This is a genomic window from Stenotrophomonas sp. YJH_SMC_82 (genome assembly GCF_059368875.1).
On record NZ_JCAFSE010000005.1, the window covers coordinates 269,186 to 286,206 of the forward strand.

The 17,021-nt window shown below is 68.8% G+C and carries 12 protein-coding genes; 6 read left to right on the plus strand and 6 right to left on the minus strand.

What is annotated here, in order from left to right; all coding sequences use genetic code 11:
* Positions 1–387 carry a BlaI/MecI/CopY family transcriptional regulator gene (locus tag AC5P53_RS18765; RefSeq protein ID WP_142235502.1) on the minus strand — a complete coding sequence of 129 codons (387 nt, stop codon included), beginning with the start codon at positions 385–387 and terminating at the stop codon, positions 1–3.
* Between the two features lie 191 nt (positions 388–578).
* On the opposite strand from AC5P53_RS18765, the gene AC5P53_RS18770 reads away from it, so the two are divergent.
* Positions 579–1,700, plus strand: a complete 1,122-nt coding sequence (locus AC5P53_RS18770) for a serine hydrolase domain-containing protein (protein WP_241887666.1) — start codon at positions 579–581, stop codon at positions 1,698–1,700.
* Here AC5P53_RS18770 and AC5P53_RS18775 read toward each other — a convergent pair.
* The 3 genes from AC5P53_RS18775 to AC5P53_RS18785 form a co-directional block, all read right to left on the minus strand.
* Positions 1,635–2,447 (minus strand): hypothetical protein, encoded by an 813-nt coding sequence (locus AC5P53_RS18775; protein ID WP_075075917.1) that lies wholly within the window; start codon positions 2,445–2,447, stop codon positions 1,635–1,637. The two genes, AC5P53_RS18770 and AC5P53_RS18775, sit on opposite strands and share 66 nt — an antisense overlap.
* A gap of 3 nt (positions 2,448–2,450) precedes the next feature.
* Positions 2,451–3,866, minus strand: coding sequence for an XVIPCD domain-containing protein (locus AC5P53_RS18780; RefSeq protein ID WP_241887667.1), 1,416 nt, complete (start codon positions 3,864–3,866; stop codon positions 2,451–2,453).
* A gap of 116 nt (positions 3,867–3,982) precedes the next feature.
* Positions 3,983–5,089 (minus strand): SDR family oxidoreductase, encoded by a 1,107-nt coding sequence (locus tag AC5P53_RS18785; protein ID WP_014645462.1) that lies wholly within the window; start codon positions 5,087–5,089, stop codon positions 3,983–3,985.
* A 217-nt stretch (positions 5,090–5,306) separates the two neighbouring features.
* Here AC5P53_RS18785 and AC5P53_RS18790 point away from each other — a divergent pair, with 217 nt between their 5' ends.
* Positions 5,307–5,615 carry a putative periplasmic lipoprotein gene (locus tag AC5P53_RS18790; protein ID WP_049442524.1) on the plus strand — a complete coding sequence of 103 codons (309 nt, stop codon included), beginning with the start codon at positions 5,307–5,309 and terminating at the stop codon, positions 5,613–5,615.
* Here the strand turns inward: AC5P53_RS18790 and AC5P53_RS18795 are convergent.
* Positions 5,603–6,661 (minus strand): DNA topoisomerase IB, encoded by a 1,059-nt coding sequence (locus tag AC5P53_RS18795; RefSeq protein ID WP_014645460.1) that lies wholly within the window; start codon positions 6,659–6,661, stop codon positions 5,603–5,605. The two genes, AC5P53_RS18790 and AC5P53_RS18795, sit on opposite strands and share 13 nt — an antisense overlap.
* A 111-nt stretch (positions 6,662–6,772) precedes the next feature.
* Between AC5P53_RS18795 and AC5P53_RS18800 the strand changes: the two genes are divergently transcribed.
* The 3 genes from AC5P53_RS18800 (at position 6,773) to AC5P53_RS18810 (ending at position 13,298) form a co-directional block, all read left to right on the plus strand.
* Positions 6,773–7,162, plus strand: coding sequence for an I78 family peptidase inhibitor (locus tag AC5P53_RS18800; RefSeq protein ID WP_014035471.1), 390 nt, complete (start codon positions 6,773–6,775; stop codon positions 7,160–7,162).
* A gap of 174 nt (positions 7,163–7,336) precedes the next feature.
* Positions 7,337–11,791 carry a glutamate synthase large subunit gene (gene gltB / locus AC5P53_RS18805; protein ID WP_049442525.1) on the plus strand — a complete coding sequence of 1,485 codons (4,455 nt, stop codon included), beginning with the start codon at positions 7,337–7,339 and terminating at the stop codon, positions 11,789–11,791.
* Positions 11,792–11,852: 61 nt separating this feature from the next.
* Positions 11,853–13,298, plus strand: coding sequence for an FAD-dependent oxidoreductase (locus AC5P53_RS18810; protein ID WP_041862916.1), 1,446 nt, complete (start codon positions 11,853–11,855; stop codon positions 13,296–13,298).
* On the opposite strand, the gene AC5P53_RS18815 is transcribed toward AC5P53_RS18810, so the two are convergent.
* Positions 13,284–15,692 carry an ATP-binding protein gene (locus tag AC5P53_RS18815; RefSeq protein WP_049442527.1) on the minus strand — a complete coding sequence of 803 codons (2,409 nt, stop codon included), beginning with the start codon at positions 15,690–15,692 and terminating at the stop codon, positions 13,284–13,286. The genes AC5P53_RS18810 and AC5P53_RS18815 overlap by 15 nt on opposite strands.
* A gap of 166 nt (positions 15,693–15,858) precedes the next feature.
* Between AC5P53_RS18815 and AC5P53_RS18820 the strand changes: the two genes are divergently transcribed.
* Complete coding sequence (locus AC5P53_RS18820; RefSeq protein ID WP_014035467.1) at positions 15,859–16,725, plus strand: methylglyoxal synthase; 867 nt, start codon at positions 15,859–15,861, stop codon at positions 16,723–16,725.
* The last annotated feature ends 296 nt before the right edge of the window (positions 16,726–17,021 follow it).

Here is a 17,021-nt window from a genome sequence, read left to right on the forward strand (position 1 = left end):
TCAGCCCTCGTGGCGGCGCGATTGGAGTTGGGCAACCAGCGCTTCCAGCTCGGCCAGCTCGTTGTCGCTGACCTCCTGGCGCTGCGACAGGTAGGCCACGAACGGCGACACCGAGCCCTGCAGGGTGTTGTCGACGAACTGCGCCACCGCGCCCTGCAGCACGCTCTGCGGGCCACGCGTGGCCTGGTAGCGGTAGACACCGTCCTGCTGCTGGCGCTGAAGATACCCCTTCGCCCGCAGTCGCTCCATCATCGTCAGCACGGTGGAGCGGGCCAGCCCACGGGCCTCCCCATAGCCACTGGCGACCTCGCCGACCGTGGCCGGCGCATGTTCATCGATGTACTGCAGCAGGGCCAGCTCCTGGTCCCCGATCGTCTTGCCACGCATGACACCACTCCCTTGACTACACGTGTCGCCACTGTCTGCGTGACGACAACTGTAGTCAACCCCCCGGAAGTCATGGGCCGACGAACGGTAGGCACCACCGCGCCCTTAAACCTTTGACGCGCCGTCTGCATCCGATCCGCAACGTCCCAGTGGAATGCCGCATGTTCCGTCCCACGCTCCGAGTGCTGCTCATGCTCATCAGTGCACTGCCCTTCGCTGCCATCTCTGCCAGCCACGACCCGGCCAACGACCAGACCCGCCGCCTGATCCGCCAGGTCATGCTGGAACAGCGCATCCCCGGCTTGCAGGTCGCCGTGGTCAAGCAGGGACAGATCGTGCTGTCAGAGGCCTATGGCCTGGCCAACGTCGAGAATGGCGTGCCTGCCACGCGCGACACCCGCTTCCCGCTCAATTCGGCCACCAAGGCGTTCACCGGCGTGGCCGCCGCACAGTTGGCACAGCGGGGGCAGCTGGATCTGGACGCGCCGGCGTCGCGCTACCTGGATGATCTTCCACCTGCGTGGAAAGACGTACGCGTGCGCCAGTTGCTGGCGCATACCTCAGGCCTTCCGGACATCCTCGATGCGAACGGACTGCTTGGCGGTGGTTCCGAGGCACAGGCATGGGCGGCAGTCACCGCGCGCCCTGTCGAAGCGGCCCCCGGGCAGCGCTTCGCCTACAACCAGACCAACTATGTCCTGCTGGCACGGATCATCGCGCAGCAATCCGGTATGTCCTACGAACGTTTCCTGGCCACACGCCAGTTCAGCAGCGCGCGCATGGCCCGCACCACCTTCGGCGACAGCTACGACCTGATTCCGGATGCGGCGACGATGTACAGCCTGGCCCCGCGTGCCACCGATGCTGTGGATGCACCGTCCCGCCTGTCGCACTGGTTCTACGACATACCGCCTTCGCTCTGGGCCGGTGGCGGCATCCTCACCACCGCCGACGACACCGCGCGCTGGCTCGTCGCACTGACCGAAGGCCGCCTGCTGCAGGACCCGGCCCGGCAGCGCATGTGGACCGTCGAGCGCCTGGCCGACGGTCGCGCCGGTGCCTGGGCCGGCGGCTGGCCGGTGCTGAACGCCTCACCCGACCTGCAGGTGGCCGGCATCGGCGGGGCACGCTCAGCCTTCGTGGTCTATCCCGAGCGCGGCGTGGCGGTAGTGGTGCTGACCAACCTGGTCGGTGCCAATCCGCAGCAGTTCATTCCGCGCATTGCCGACTTCTATGTGCGCGATGCCTCAACGCCCCGTCACGAACGGGTCGGCCTTGCACGGCAGCAACGGGCTGTCATCGCAGGGCCATAGCGCGGCGGGAACGGCCCTGGCCACTTCGAAGTGATCCTGGTTCCAGTGCAGGAAACCGCCGTGGATGGCATTGCCATGGTCGAAGCTGCGTGCATCGGCGGCCAGTGGCTGTTCGGGGTCGGCTTCGGCCACCCAGCGCAGCACTGGCACTTTGTCCAGCACGCCGATGAAGGCGAACAGATCGCCCGCGCCCTTTTCCTGGTAGGCCGTCATGGTCGCCGCATCGGGCAATCCGGCCTGCGCCAGGATGGATGCGGTGACATCCTGCAGCGGTGCGGCTCCCTGTGCGATGTAGGCGCGCATGCCCGTGGTGGTTGCCGGGCAGCCCTGCAGCTGCACCAGATAGCCGGTGGTACCGCCACTGCCGGAGAACGACCGCATCCAATAGCGGAAACGCGGCCCGCTGCGATCAGTAACCATCAAATCCTGCTGGCCATCCTGCGCGGGAATGGAGAGCACCTGCACCTTGCTGGCGCTCTCCACGTTGCACTTCAACTGCGCCAGCACCTGCCTGGCAGGTTCGGGCAGCGTAGCGTAGCGGCCGCCGGGATGGCCGCTGCCGGAAGCCTTCGGCAATGCGGGCAGTCCGCGATCCGTGGGAAGGGTCTGCGCAGGCAGGGCCTCCGGTTTCGCGGCCGAGCTGGCAGTGGGCGCCACCGGCGCGACGCGCTCTCCAGCGGGCGCGCAGGCACTGCAGGCCAGCAGCAGCATCAATGGAACGCTCGGCGTCAACTGCGATCGGATCATCGATCAACGCCCTCCCATCGCCGGCGCGTCCTGCTGCTGTGCCGGCGCGGGCGCAGGTGCAGCCTGTTCGCGCGATTGCTGCTGCAGCTGGCGCAGGCTGGATTCCACCGCGGTCTCGCGCACCTCGGCCGCATTGACCCCTGCGCGCAGCGCCGCAGGATCGCCCGGGCTGCCCTGCACCAGGAACAGTGTCTCGCCAGCCGCACGGCCGGCGCTGGGATTGCTGGCCACGATCTGGTCGACCCGGGTGATGCCCGCGGCCTTCGCTTCGCGCAGCATCACCAGGCTGTAGTCCTCGGCATGCTCGGCGTAGCGTCCGCCCAGGGCCTGCAGGCGCGTACTGATCTGCTGCTGCAGGGCATGATCGCGATGCTGCGGCTGACGGGGGTCATCGTTGGCCGCGAGCGGCACGTCCTGCCCCAATTCGCGCGTCTGGCCGGGTGCAACCGAGGTCAGCACGTACTGCCAGCGGTTCTGCCCAGGCGTGCCGCGCACCGTCGACACGAAGTCGTCATACTCGCCGCCACCGATGGTCTGGCAACCGGCCGAATCGGTGTTGGAACGGCTGCCACGATGGATCTTGAAGGTGTCGTTGAGGTCCTGCACGCCCTGGGTATCACGCGCATCGAACCAGCCATCGCCATTGCTGTCGCGCTCCACCCGTCCGGCGCCCGCAGTGATCGCGTCCTGCGAAGGACGCAGCGCGAACTCATCGGGATGCCCATTGCGCGGATGGGTGGTCACGCGCATCTCGATGGTGCCCTCGCCCAGGCGCCCCAGATCCTTGACCCGGTCGCCGTTGACGTCCTCACCCTCGGTCTTGGCACGCGTCGCCACATTCCCAAAGCCCGGGCTGCGCGGCGCGGTCTTGGCATGGCCGTCGTACTGGGCGGTCGGCTCGGTCGTGGCCTGGTTGAACTCGCGCACGTGGCCGCGGCCCTGCGCATCCTTCCACAGCACCACGATGCGGTCATCGTAGACCCCACGTCCGCGCGCCTCGGTCGTGCGGTTCTCATCGCGCAACCCCAGCACCACGCGGTCCTGGGTCGCCATTGCATCGTTCGCTGCGATGTTGCCGCGCTGGGCCACGATGCTGCCATAAACGTCGTACTGCTGGGCCTGGCTCAATCCCGCTGTCTCGGCAGCATCGGGCATCCGCGGCGGGCGCGTCGCCTCGCCCAAGCGATCCAGCATCGGATTCACCGTAGCTGCATCCGCTGCGGCCACGCCCCCGTTCCGGCGCAAGCCCTCAAGCTCGGCGGCCGCACGCGCCGAGATATAGCGATCCAGCGATTCCTGCACCACTGCGCTCTGTCCGTCGTGCAGGGCCTGGAGGCGGGTGGCGGCAGCACGCGCATCGTTCCGCCGCAGCAGGGCGACGACCTCGTTGGCTGCGGCATTGATATCCATTTCGGGCATGGTCGGTCCTTGAACATGGTCGGTACAGGATCAGCCTACCCCAATCGCACGGTGGGGCCTTTGACAGGCCGCACACCTTCGCTGCCCCGCCGGATCCAGGCGGGAACCGACACGACTCAGCCGCGCGGCCCACCCATCACCGGCAGGATCGCCCCGCTGATGTAGCTTGCACAGACCGGCGAGGCCAGGAACACATACGCCGGTGACAGCTCTTCAGGCTGTGCAGGCCGGCCCATGTCGCTGTCCTTTCCGAACTCGGCGACATCCCCGGCCTGCTTGTCGGCCGGGTTCAGCGGCGTCCATACCGGCCCCGGCGCCACGCAGTTGACCCGGATGCCGCGCGGCAGCAGCTGGCTGGCCAGGGCCTTGGTGAACGCATGGATCGCGCCCTTGGTGGCCGAGTAGTCGATCAGCGCCTTGCTGCCGAAGAGTCCGGTTTCCGAGCCGGTGTTGATGATGCTGGCGCCCTCGCCCAGATGCGGCAGTACCGCACGCGCCATCTGGATGTAGCCGCCGATGTTGGTCTGCAGCGTCTCCTGCAGGTGCGCGTCTTCCAGATCCTCCAGCCGCTCGCAGTGCAGCTGGAACGCGGCGTTGTTGACCAGGATGTCGATGCCACCGAAGGCCTTGGCCACCTGCTTGACCGCCTTGTTGCAGAAGCGCGGGTCGCGCACGTCACCGGCGATCACCACACAGCGGCCACCTTCGCGCTCCACGTGCTGGCGGGTGATGTCGGCATCTTCGGCCTCGTCCAGGTGCAGGACCGCCACATCGGCGCCTTCGCGTGCGAACAGCACGGCCACAGCACGGCCGATGCCGGAATCACCGCCAGTGACGATCGCCCGCATGCCCTGCAGCTTGCCGCTGCCGGTGTAGTCCGGCGCGAGGAAGCGCGGCGCCAGCTCCAGTTCGTGTTCGTGCCCCGGCTTTGCCAGCTGCTGGGCCGGCATGGCCTCCGGCTGGCGGCGTGCGCCGGCCTGGGTCGCGGTCTTTTTCGTGGCCTTCTTGGCCGCGCGGGCGTCCTTGGCCTTTTCCTGATCCTGCAGGCGCCGCTGCCGGGCGGCAACGCGGGCGGCGCGGGGATCACCAGCCGCCGCCTTGCGGGTTGCGGTCTTCACCACCCGCGGGCGAGCGGGGTCGGCAGCGGTCTGGGTCGCGGTGCTGCCTTTGCGCACCTTGGGTGAGGCTTTGCGGCGGGCGGGGGTCTTTCGGGTGGTGGCCATGCAGGTCTCCTCGGGGGGGAATGGGATCGGCGGCCAGCGGCCGGCACTACCGGGCGCATGCGCCGCAGTACCGGGGGCGGCATCCGCCGCGACTGCAGTGTCTCCACCCAGGCTGTTGGCGGGGGTGAGCGCACCGTATCCACGATGTGCACGGTGTTCATTCCGCCACCACGTGCGCCGTCGCACGCTGCACGCAACCACACCAAGGAACCCTTCCATGAAGCATGCCATCGCCACCGCCACCGTCTGTCTCGCCCTCGCCGCCTGCAGCAGCACGCCGGTGGCCCAGGTGCAGCCGATCGACGGCGTGATTTCCGGCCAGTGCCACAGCGACAGGGTGCGTGGTGCGCTCGGCCTGGCCGCCTCCGCCGCAACCGTCGAGCGCGCGCGCGTGGACAGCGACAGCCTGCACGTGCAGGTGCTGCGCCATGACGGCCCGCGCGTGCCGCCGGCACACGAAGGCGGTGACCGCCTGACCATCGAGAAGGGCCGCACCAACAACATCACCGCGATCTATTGCGGCTGACGCCTGCGGCTGAGCCGGCGCGCCCTGCGCAGCACGCGCAGGGTGGCCTGTTCCCACTGGCGCGGCCCACGCAGGCCGGCCAGTTCCGCCAGTTCGCCGCGCTCCCAGCCGGCGAACACGCAGGGGTCGATGTAGGCCTTGCGGCACACCGCAGGCGTATTGCCCAACTGGGTCGCCACCTTGCACACCACCTCACGCTGTACCTTGGCCAGCGCACGCTGGCTGGCCGGTTCGGGCAACTCGGTGGCCGCGAATGCTTGCACCGCGGCCAGGGTGCCGCCCCAGGTGCGGAAATCCTTGGCGGTGAATTCCTCGCCCATCACCTCGCGCAGGTAATCGTTGACCGCACCGGAGTCGACCGGCTGGATGGCACCGTCGTCGTCGCGATACTGGAACAACGCCTGGCCCGGCAACTGCTGCACGCCGCGCACCAGCGTGCCCAGCCGGCGGTCACCTACCGTCACTTCGTGCAGCTGCCCGGATTTGCCGCGGAAGCGCATCCGTACGCGCCCGCCGCGCAGCAGGTCGAGGTGCCGGTTGCGCAGCGTGGTCAGGCCAAAGGATCTGTTTTCCTTGGCATAGGACTCATTGCCTACCCGCACCAGGGTGTCGGCCAGCAGCGCGACCACGACCGCCAGCACCTTTTCGCGGGGGAAGCCGCTGTGCTTGAGATCGCGGCTGAGCCGGCGCCGCAGCGCGGGCAGTGCTTCACCAAAGGCGATCACCCGGTCGAACTTGCCGGCGTCGCGCACTGCGGCCCAATCGGCGTGGTAGCGATACTGCTTGCGCCCGCGGGCATCGCGGCCGGTGGCCTGCAGATGGCCATTGGCGTGGGCGCAGATCCATACGGCGGTATAGGCCGGTGGGATCGCCAGCGCGCGGATGCGCTGCAGGGTGGCGGCATCGCGCACCGCGTGGCCATCGGCATCGCGGTAGCTGAAGCCCTTGCCGGCGCGGCGCCGGCTGATGCCCGGCTGGGTGTCATCGACATAGCGCAGGCCCGCAGCGCGCGCGGCCTGTCGTTCGGGGGTAGAGGGGGTCGGCATGCGCGCAGTGTCGCTGCCGCGCTGCCGCGATCCTGTCGATAACACAAGACAAACACGTGAGGATCGGTTCGCCGCTATGCTCGGGCTTTCACAATCCCTTCCGGAGTCATGATGTCGTTCCCGATTCGCGCCCGTTCGCTCTCCGCCCTGCTGCTGCCGGCCGTGCTGGCCCTGACCGCCTGCCAGGCACCGGCGCTGGATGAACAGGATTCGGCCACGGCCCATGCCCAGCAGGCTGCCGAAGCCGCCAAGGCACCGGCCGACGAAGCCGGCAAGGCCACCGAGGCACCGCCGGTCGGCACCTGCGATGCCAGCCAGGTGCAGAGCCTGGTCGGCCAGGCCTACGCCGACGCGCTGGGCAAGCAGGCGCAGGAAGATGCCGGTGCCCACCAGCTGCGCGTCATGAAGCCCAACGACGTGGCCACGATGGAATTCCTCGGCGACCGCCTGAACATCGAAGTGGACGACAAGGGCCTGGTCAGCGGCGTGCGCTGCGGCTGAGGCCGACCCCGCGCCGGCACGGGGTTGCCGGCGCGTTCTGTTGCACCTGCAACCGTGTATTGCGGCGCTGCAGCAACCTGTGATCTAGTCGAGGCATCCGGTGGCCTCACGATGCGCTCCAGGGAATGAGCGGGGACGAGTGTCGCCGCCAACCCTATACGCATCGAGGTAGAGATGGCCCCCCGCAACCGCCAAGGGCTTTACGACCCGCGCTCCGAGCGCGATGCCTGTGGATTTGGCATGGTCGCCCAGCTCGACGATCAACCTTCGCGCCTGTTGGTTGATACCGCCATCGCCGCGCTTTCGCGCATGACCCACCGTGGCGGCGTCGCCGCCGATGGCCTGACCGGCGATGGCTGTGGCCTGCTGCTGCGCCGCCCCGATGCATTCCTGAAACTGCTGGCCAGCGAAGCCGGCATCACCACCGCCGCGCGCTTCGCTGCCGGCCTGGTGTTCCTGCCGCACGACACCGAGGCCGCCGACGCCTGCCGTACCCAGCTGCAGGCGCAGGTGGAAGCGGTCGGCTGCAAGGTCGCCGGCTGGCGCGAGGTACCCACCGATGACAGCGTCTGCGGCCAGCTGGCGCGCGATACCCTGCCGCGCATCGAACAGGTGTTCGTCGATGCCGGTGTCGGCCAGGACGATGCCGGCTTCGCGCTGGCGCTGTTCCTGGCCCGTCGCCGCAGCGAGCAGCAGCTGCGCGATCACGCTGATTTCTACGTCACCACCCTCACCCCCGATGCGATCAGCTACAAGGGCATGGTGCTGCCGGACAAGCTCAGCCGCTTCTATCCCGACCTGCAGCGGCGCGAACTGGCCTCCAGCGCGATCGTGTTCCACCAGCGCTTCTCGACCAACACGCTGCCGCGCTGGCCGCTTGCCCACCCGTTCCGGATGCTCGCCCACAATGGCGAGATCAACACCATCGAAGGCAACCGCCGCTGGGCCCAGGCGCGCAGCAAGGTGTGGAAGACGCCGCGCTTCGACATCGCCGAATTCGACCCGGTGATCTCCATGCACGGCTCGGACTCGCAGAGCCTGGACAACATGCTGGAACTGATGGTCGCCGGTGGCATGGAGCTGATCCAGGCGCTGCGCATCCTGGTGCCGCCGGCCACCCAGTCGCTGGAGTTCAAGGACCCGGACCTGGCCGCGTTCTACGAGTTCCACGGCCTGAACAGCGAGCCGTGGGATGGCCCGGCCGGCATCGTTGCCTGCGACAGCCGCTACGCCGTCTGCACCCTCGACCGCAACGGCCTGCGCCCGGCACGCTGGATGCTGACCGCCGACCGCCACTTCCTGGTTGCCTCTGAAGCGGGCGTGTGGGAAGTGCCCACCGAGCGGGTGGTGCGCAAGGGCAAGCTCGGCCCCGGCGAAATGATCGCGATCGACCTCAAGCGCGGCGACCTGCTCGACTCCGATGCGGTCGACCGCATCAACCGCGGCCGCGCGCCCTACAAGCAGTGGCTGCAGCAGGGCGTGACCTACCTGCAGACCGAACTGATCGACCCGTCGCTGGTGGAAGAGCCGTTCGACGAAGCCACCCTGCGCAGCTACCACAAGCTGTACCAGCTCAGCAGCGAGGAAGTGGAGCAGGTGCTGCGGCCGCTGGCCGAGACCGAGCAGGAAGCCACCGGCTCGATGGGCGACGACACGCCGATGGCGGTGCTGAGCCAGCGCAGCCGCCCGCTGTACGACTATTTCCGCCAGGCCTTCGCGCAGGTCACCAACCCGCCGATCGATCCGCTGCGCGAAGACTGCGCGATGTCCCTGTCCACCCAGCTCGGCAAGGAGACCAACATCTTCCATGCCGGTCCGGAGACGGTGAACCACGTCATCCTCAATTCGCCGGTGCTCAGCCAGCGCAAGCTGCGCCAGCTGCTGAAGATGGACCAGTACGCGCAGGCCAACCGTCTGCTCGACCTGTCCTACAGCGAAGACGAGGGCCTGCGTGCCGGCATCGAGCGCATCTGCGCCGAGGCCGAACAGGCCGCGCGCGAAGGCATGGTGATGCTGCTGCTGTCCGACCGCTACCCGGTGGCCGGGCGGCCGATGGTGCATGCGCTGCTGGCCACCAGCGCCATCCACCACCACCTCTCGCGGCTGGGCCTGCGCTGCGACGTGAATCTCATCGTCGAGACCGGCACCGCGCGCGACCCGCACCACATGGCCTGCCTGCTCGGCTTCGGCGCCACGGCGGTGTATCCGTACCTGGCCTACCAGACCCTGTTCGACCTGGGCCGCCGCGGCATCCTCAAGCTCAGCAAGGGCGGTGAGCAGTCGCAGATCGGCCGCCGCTACCGCAAGGGCGTCTACAAGGGGCTGTCGAAGATCATCTCGAAGATGGGCATCTGTACCGTGGCCAGCTACCGCGGCGCGCAGCTGTTCGAGATCATCGGCCTGGAACCGGAGGTCGTCGATCTGTGCTTCCCGGATACCGCTTCGCGCATCGGTGGCGCGGGTTTCGCGCGCCTGGATGCCGACGCGCGCGAGCTGTGCGCGCAGGCGTGGGACGCGCAGCAGGACGTGGATGTCGGCGGCCTGCTGAAGTACGTGCACGGCGGCGAGTACCACATGTACAACCCGGACGTGGTCACCACCCTGCAGCGCGCGGCGCGCAGCGGCGATCCGCGTGCCTGGCAGCAGTACTGCGATGCGGTGCATGCGCGCCCGCCCTCGGCACTGCGTGACCTGCTGGAACTGGTCCCTGCCGCCACGCCCGCACCGCTCGATGAAGTGGCCCCGGCCAGCGAACTGTTCCCGCGCTTCGATACCGCGGCGATCAGCCTCGGCGCCCTGTCACCGGAAGCGCATGAAGCGCTGGCGATTGCGATGAATCGCCTGGGTGGCCGCAGCAATTCCGGCGAAGGCGGTGAAGACCCCGCACGCTATGGCACCGCCAGGCGCAGCAAGATCAAGCAGGTGGCCTCCGGGCGCTTCGGCGTGACCGCCGAGTACCTGGTCAATGCCGAGGTGCTGCAGATCAAGGTCGCGCAGGGTGCCAAGCCCGGCGAGGGTGGCCAGCTGCCCGGGCACAAGGTCAACGAACTGATCGCGCGGCTGCGCTATGCGCGCCCGGGCATCGGCCTGATTTCGCCGCCGCCGCATCACGACATCTATTCGATCGAGGACCTGGCGCAGCTGATCTACGACCTCAAGCAGGTCAACCCGACCGCGCTGGTGTCGGTGAAGCTGGTCAGCCATGCCGGCGTCGGAACGATTGCGGCGGGCGTGGTCAAGGCCGGTGCGGATCTGATCACCATCTCCGGCCATGATGGCGGCACCGGTGCCTCGCCGGTCAGTTCGATCCGCTATGCCGGCGTGCCGTGGGAGCTGGGCGTGGCCGAGGCGCACCAGGCGCTGCTCGCCAACGACCTGCGCGGCCGTACCCTGCTGCAGACCGATGGCGGCCTGAAGACCGGGCTGGACGTGGTCAAGGCCGCATTGCTGGGCGCCGACAGTTTCGGCTTCGGCACCGCGCCGATGATCGTGCTGGGCTGCAAGTACCTGCGCATCTGCCACCTCAACAACTGTGCCACCGGCGTGGCCACCCAGGACGAGCGCCTGCGCGAGAACCACTTCACCGGGCAGCCCGAGCGCGTGGAGAACTTCTTCCGGCTGCTGGCCGAGGAAGTGCGTGGCTGGCTGTCCTACCTGGGCGCGCGTTCGCTGGAAGAGATCGTCGGCCGTACCGACCTGCTGCGCCAGATCGAATCCGCGCCGCGCGACGGCGTGCGCGTGGACCTGTCGCGCCTGCTGGCCGACAGCCGCTACGAGGGCAGCCACTGCGCCGCGCAGCGCCTGTACGAATCGCCGGACAGCCTGGCCACGCAGATGGATGGCCTGCTGGCCCCGGCCATCGAGCACAAGCGCGGCGGCGAGCATCGCTTCCTGATCCACAACACCGACCGCAGCATCGGTACCCGCCTGGCGGGTGCGGTGGCACGCGCGCACGGCAACCAGGGCATGGCCGAGGCACCGCTGGAACTGCGCTTCCGTGGCAGCGCCGGGCAGAGCTTCGGCGCCTTCAATGTCGGTGGCCTGCACCTGGAAGTGGAAGGCGAAGCCAACGATTACGTCGGCAAGGGCATGGCTGGCGGCCGGCTGGTGGTGCGGCCGCCGCGTGGCGCGCGCTTCGAGGCGCGCAGCACCGCCATCATCGGCAACACCTGCCTGTACGGCGCCACCGGCGGTGAGCTGTTCGCTGCCGGCCGCGCCGGCGAGCGCTTCGCGGTGCGCAATTCCGGCGCACTGGCCGTGGTCGAAGGTGCCGGTGACCACTGCTGCGAGTACATGACCGATGGCGTGGTGCTGGTGCTGGGCAAGGTCGGGCTGAACTTCGGCGCCGGCTTCACCGGCGGCCTGGCCTACGTACTGGACGTGGACCGTGATTTCGTCGACCGCTACAACCACGAGCTGATCGACATCCATCGCGTGTCCGCCGAAGGCTTCGAGAACTACCGCCAGCACCTGCACCGCCTGATCGGCCGCCATCGCGAACTGACCGGCAGCATCTGGGCACAGCAGATCCTGGACGAGTTCCGCGATTACATCGGCAAGTTCTGGCTGGTCAAACCGAAGGCCGCCAGCATCGAGTCGCTGACCGAAACCCTGCGACGCGCCGCGTGATGTTTTCCGGTAGTGCCGGCCGCTGGCCGGCAACGTTCCCCCTCGCATTCCAGAGCCCGCCATGAGCCGCAAGCACGCCTTCCAGTTCCTCGACCTGCCCCGCACCATGCCGCAGCGCATCCCGGTGGAACTGCGCACGTCCGGCGACTGGGGCGAGCTGTACGGAAAATTCGGCAAGGAGGACGCCCAGTACCAGGCGGGCCGCTGCCTGGACTGCGGCAACCCGTACTGCAGCTGGAAGTGCCCGGTGCACAACGCCATTCCGCAGTGGCTGCAGCTGGTGCAGGAGAACCGCATCCACGAAGCCGCCACGCTGTGCCACAGCACCAACCCGCTGCCGGAGGTGTGCGGCAGGGTCTGCCCGCAGGATCGCCTGTGCGAGGGCAGCTGCACGCTGGAGGAGTTCGGTGCGGTCACCATCGGTGCGGTGGAGAAATACATCGTCGATACCGCGCTGGCCAGCGGCTGGCGCCCTGACCTGGGCGCGGTGCAGCCGACCGGCCGCAGCGTTGCGGTGATCGGGGCCGGTCCCGCGGGCCTGGCCTGCGCCGACCGCCTGGCCCGCGCCGGCATTGCCGCGGTGGTCTATGACCGCTACGAGCAGATCGGCGGCCTGCTGCAGTTCGGCATTCCCAGCTTCAAGCTGGACAAGGACGTGATCCACCGGCGCCGCGGCGTGCTGGAGGGCATGGGCGTGCAGTTCCGCCTCGGCGTGGAGATCGGCCGCGACCTCAGCGTGCAGCAGCTGCTGGACACCCACGATGCGGTGTTCATCGGTACCGGCGCCTACCGCTACACCGATGGTGGCCTCGACGGCCAGGACCTGAAGGGCGTGCTGCCGGCGCTGCCGTTCCTGGTGCAGAACAGCCGCATCGTCGGCGGCGATGACCCGAAGGGCCGGCCGATTGCCGGCTGGGAAGACACCATCGCCCTGCCCGACCTCAACGGCAAGCGGGTGGTGGTGCTCGGTGGTGGCGATACCGGCATGGACTGCGTGCGCAGCGCGGTGCGCCTCGGCGCGGCCAAGGTCACCTGCGCCTACCGGCGCGACGAAGCCAACATGCCCGGCAGCGCTCGCGAAGTGGCCAATGCGCGCGAAGAGGGCGTGCGCTTCCTGTTCAACCGCCAGCCGCTGTCGATCGAAGCCGGCGCCGACGATGAAGTGATCGGCGTGACCGTGGTCGAAACCCGGCTGGGCGAGCCCGATGCCAATGGCCGCCAGAACGCCGTGCCGATCGAAGGCAGTGAATCCCTGCTGGAAGCGGACGTGGTGATCATCGCCTTCGGCTTCTCGCCGAGCGTGCCGGCGTGGCTGGCGGACCTGGGGGTGGAAGGCCAGCCCAACGGCCGCATCGTCGCCGGGGGCAAGGACCGCCTGCCGTTCCAGACCGCGCATCCACGCCTGTTCGCCGGTGGCGACGCGGTACGCGGTGCAGACCTGGTGGTGACCGCCGTGGCCGAAGGCCGCGATGCCGCTGCCAGCATCGTCCGCCTACTGGCGCACTGAGTCCGGCAACAGCAGCTCCTCCAGCAGCGCGCGCAGTTCGCACGGCGCCACCGGCTTGGCCAGGAAATGGTCGATGCCCGCATCACGGCAGGCCTCGCGTGTGCGTTCCAGCACACTGGCAGTCAGCGCGACGATCGGCACCTGCGCACGGATGGCACAGGTATCGCCACGGATCGCCCGTGCCAGCGCGAAGCCGTCCATGTGCGGCATATGGCAGTCGGTGATGACCAGATCAAAGGGCTGCGCCTGCCAGGCCTCCCATGCCTGCTGGCCGTCGTCGCAGGCGTGTACCTGCAGCCCCAGCTCGCGCAGGCGCTGTACCAGCAACTGCAGGTTGGTCGGATGGTCTTCAACAACCAGTGCCCGCGCCGGCGGCAGCGGCCGTTGCACGGCCGTCGTGAGCACCGGTACCACCGTCGGTGCCGCACAGGCCGCCAGCACCAGTTCCAGCCATACGGTGGTTCCCTTGCCCGGCGCGCTGCGCAGGTGCAGCTGGCCCCCCATCGATGCCGCCAGCTCGCGGCAGATCGACAGGCCCAGCCCACTGCCACCAAAGCGGCGCGTGGTCGAGGTCTCGGCCTGCTCGTAGGCAGCGAATACCGCCTGTTGCCGCTCCATGCTGATGCCCACGCCCGTATCGGTCACCTGCAGGCGCAACCGCTGCCCGCCATCGCGCTGCTGCAGCACATGGGCCTGCAGCACCACGCTTCCCTGCAGAGTGAACTTGAGTGCATTACCGGCCAGGTTGAACAGGACCTGGCGCAGGCGCAGCCCATCGGCCAGCGACCACTGCTGCAGCATGGGGTCGATCTCGCTGTGCAGGTGCAGGCCGCGGCTGGCCGCGACGGGCATCAACAGCTGCTGCACCGCGCGCACCAGCGCCGCAAGATCGGTCGGCCGCAGCTGCAGTGGCGCTGGCTGCAGGCGCTGGCTGTGCAGCACATCGTCCAGGATCTGCCGCAGCATCTGCGCGGCATCACCCACGGTGGTCAGCACCTGCCGCTGGCCCGCATCCAGGTCACTGGCAGCCAATCGCTCCAGCATGCCCAGCAGGGTACTCATCGGCGTGCGGATCTGGTGGCTCATGGTCGCCAGGAAATGGCTCTTGGCCAGCGCCGCCTGCTCGGCCGCGCGGCGCGCCTCGGCCAGCGCTACTGCACGCGCCTGTGCTTCACTGACATCCAACCAGTAGCCGCTCCACTCCACGCTGCTGTCATCGCACTGCAGCGGTCGTCCCTGTGATCGGACCCAGCGCCAGCCCTGCGCCGACCGGGTGCGGAACGTAACGTCGATGGGACCGCGCACCAGCGCGGCCGCTTCGATGCACGCCATCACCCGGCTGCGGTCGTCGGCATGCACCGCGGCCAGCAGTTGCAGATGGTCGATCCGCGCAGTCTCCACGCTTACGCCGAACAACGCCTGCACGTCACCGGCGATCTGCGCCAGGCTGTAGTGGCCGGTTGCCGAACGGCGGGCCTGGTAGACCACCGCCGGCAGGTTCGCGGTGACGTCGTGCAACCGCTGCTCCAGCACGCGGCGACGCACGCTCTCGCGATGCACGCGCCAGTAGCCGAAGGCATGCAGCAGCACGAGCGCGAGCAGGATCAGCGACGCCGGCACCAGCCAGCGCAGCGCCGAACCGGTGAGCCGCGCGCGTGGCCGGTCCGGCAGCCAGGCGCTGCGGCTCGACGCGCGATGTGCATCGCTCTCCTGCAGGAGCCGCTGGTCGAAAGCAGCGACCACCTCGGCACAGGCCGGCACGGCCGCGAGTACCAGTGCATCGCCGAAGCCTGCGGGTGCCGCGATCACCACAGCATCACCTGGCTCCGCGCGGAGCGCGGCCTCCAGTTCAGCGAGATTGGCGACCACGGCGTCGACCAGCCCGGCACGCAGCAGTGACAGCGCGTGGTCCAGCGGCGCAGGGGCCAGCAGCTGCGCCCCCGGGGCCTGCTCGGCCAGCAATGGCTCCAGCGGCAGCCGGTCCGGGCTGGCCACGCTGCGGCCACGCAGGCCCTCCAGCCCCAGCACCGCAGCGGCGCCCTCGCGCCGCACGATCACCTGCGGCACCTCCAGGTAGGCCCTGCTGGCCACCCAGCCTGTCGGCAGCTGTGCGCGCGGCCAGCCCAGCAGCACCTGGGTGCCGGCCGGCAGTGCTCCCTCGGTAAGTACCGTCGCAGGCAACGGCTTCGCATGCTGCGCCGCCTGCATGCCCAGCAGCGGCAGGTAATCCGCGGCCAGTCCCGCAACCTCGCCCTGCTGGCTGTATGACAGGGGCGGCCGGTCGGAGCGCCATGCCACCTGCAGGGGGCCCGTACAACCGGATGCAGCGGCGATGCCGGGCAGCAACAGCGATGCCATGACGGCGGCGACGGCGCGGCGGCCGGCGACATTCACGGTAGACGTCCTCATTTCGCGGGCAGGAACCACGGCCGCGCAGCGGTACCGCTGCCAGCCACGCTAGCGAGGCAGGCTTCCGCGACAATGAGAAAAATTGGAAAAGCATCCGCATCGGCGAATGCCGACATACACTGCCGCTTCTACCCGTCCTACGGAGCGCTCGATGCGTATCGGCCTGGCTGCCAACCGTCTCCATCACCACGATGCGCGCGCGGCGCTGTTCCGCTGGCTGCGTGCCAGCGAGGCAGGCCTGCGCGAACTGGGGGTGTCACTGCATGCGGTCGGGCGCACCCACGATGCGATCGAACGGCAGGGATTCCTGGCCGGCTACGGCGGCCTGCACCGGTATCCCTACGGGCGCGAGGGAGGCCTGATGAAGCTGGTGGCCGAAGTGGTCGGCATGGGGCCGGAGCGGACACTGGACGGTGCGATCTACCTGATCGACCCGGTCGATCCGTCCTCGGTGTTTCCGGAAGCAACCGCGCTCAAGCGGCAGTGCGTGATCCACGGCAAGCCGTTCATTTCAACCGTGGCCACTGCACGCGACTGGATCGAGGTGGAGCGCATCCACGCCGGGCTGGCTGCCGACACCGGTGCCGACGACCTGCATGCTTTCCAGGGGCAGACGCTGGCGCTGATCGCGCATGATGCGATGAAGCCGGCGATGCTGGCCTTCGCCGATGAACACTTCGATGTGCTGGCCCGGTTTGGCCAACGCGTTGCGACGGGCACCACCGGGCAGCGCTTGAACGAGCTGGCCTGGAGCCGGGGTTGGCCCAGCGATACGCCGTGGGTGACGCGTTACCAGAGCGGCCCGATGGGCGGCGATGCACAGATTGCCGACCGGGTGCTGGAGGGGCGCTGCCAGCGCGCGATCTTCTTCGAGGACCCGCATGTGGCACGCCAGCACGAGGCCGATATCCAGCTGCTGGAGCGCGCGGTGACGACGGTGACCGACCAGGCGGTGTGCATCACGGCGCCGCGGGTGGCGGCACGCTGGGCGGCAGCGGCGGCGTTGCGGGCAGGGTGAGGGTTTCGGCCAACGGCTGAGCCCCTCGTGGTGGGTCATTCAAATCAGAAGCCGTGCTCTGCCGGGCGGGGTGGATTGCGCAGGGGTCGCTGCAAGTACGTCCTTGCAAACTCGGTCGCCGCATCCATGCGGCTCACGCCCCTGCGCAACCCACCCCGCCCGGCCACGGACAGTTTCCTGTGTGCCCATCACGGAAGAAAGAAGGAAGAGCAGGAGCGGGTCGCGCGCTGCGCGCGCTTTTGTAGAGCCGAGCCATGCTCGGCTGCTGTCGATCGCGAGGGCTGGATATCCGCGCC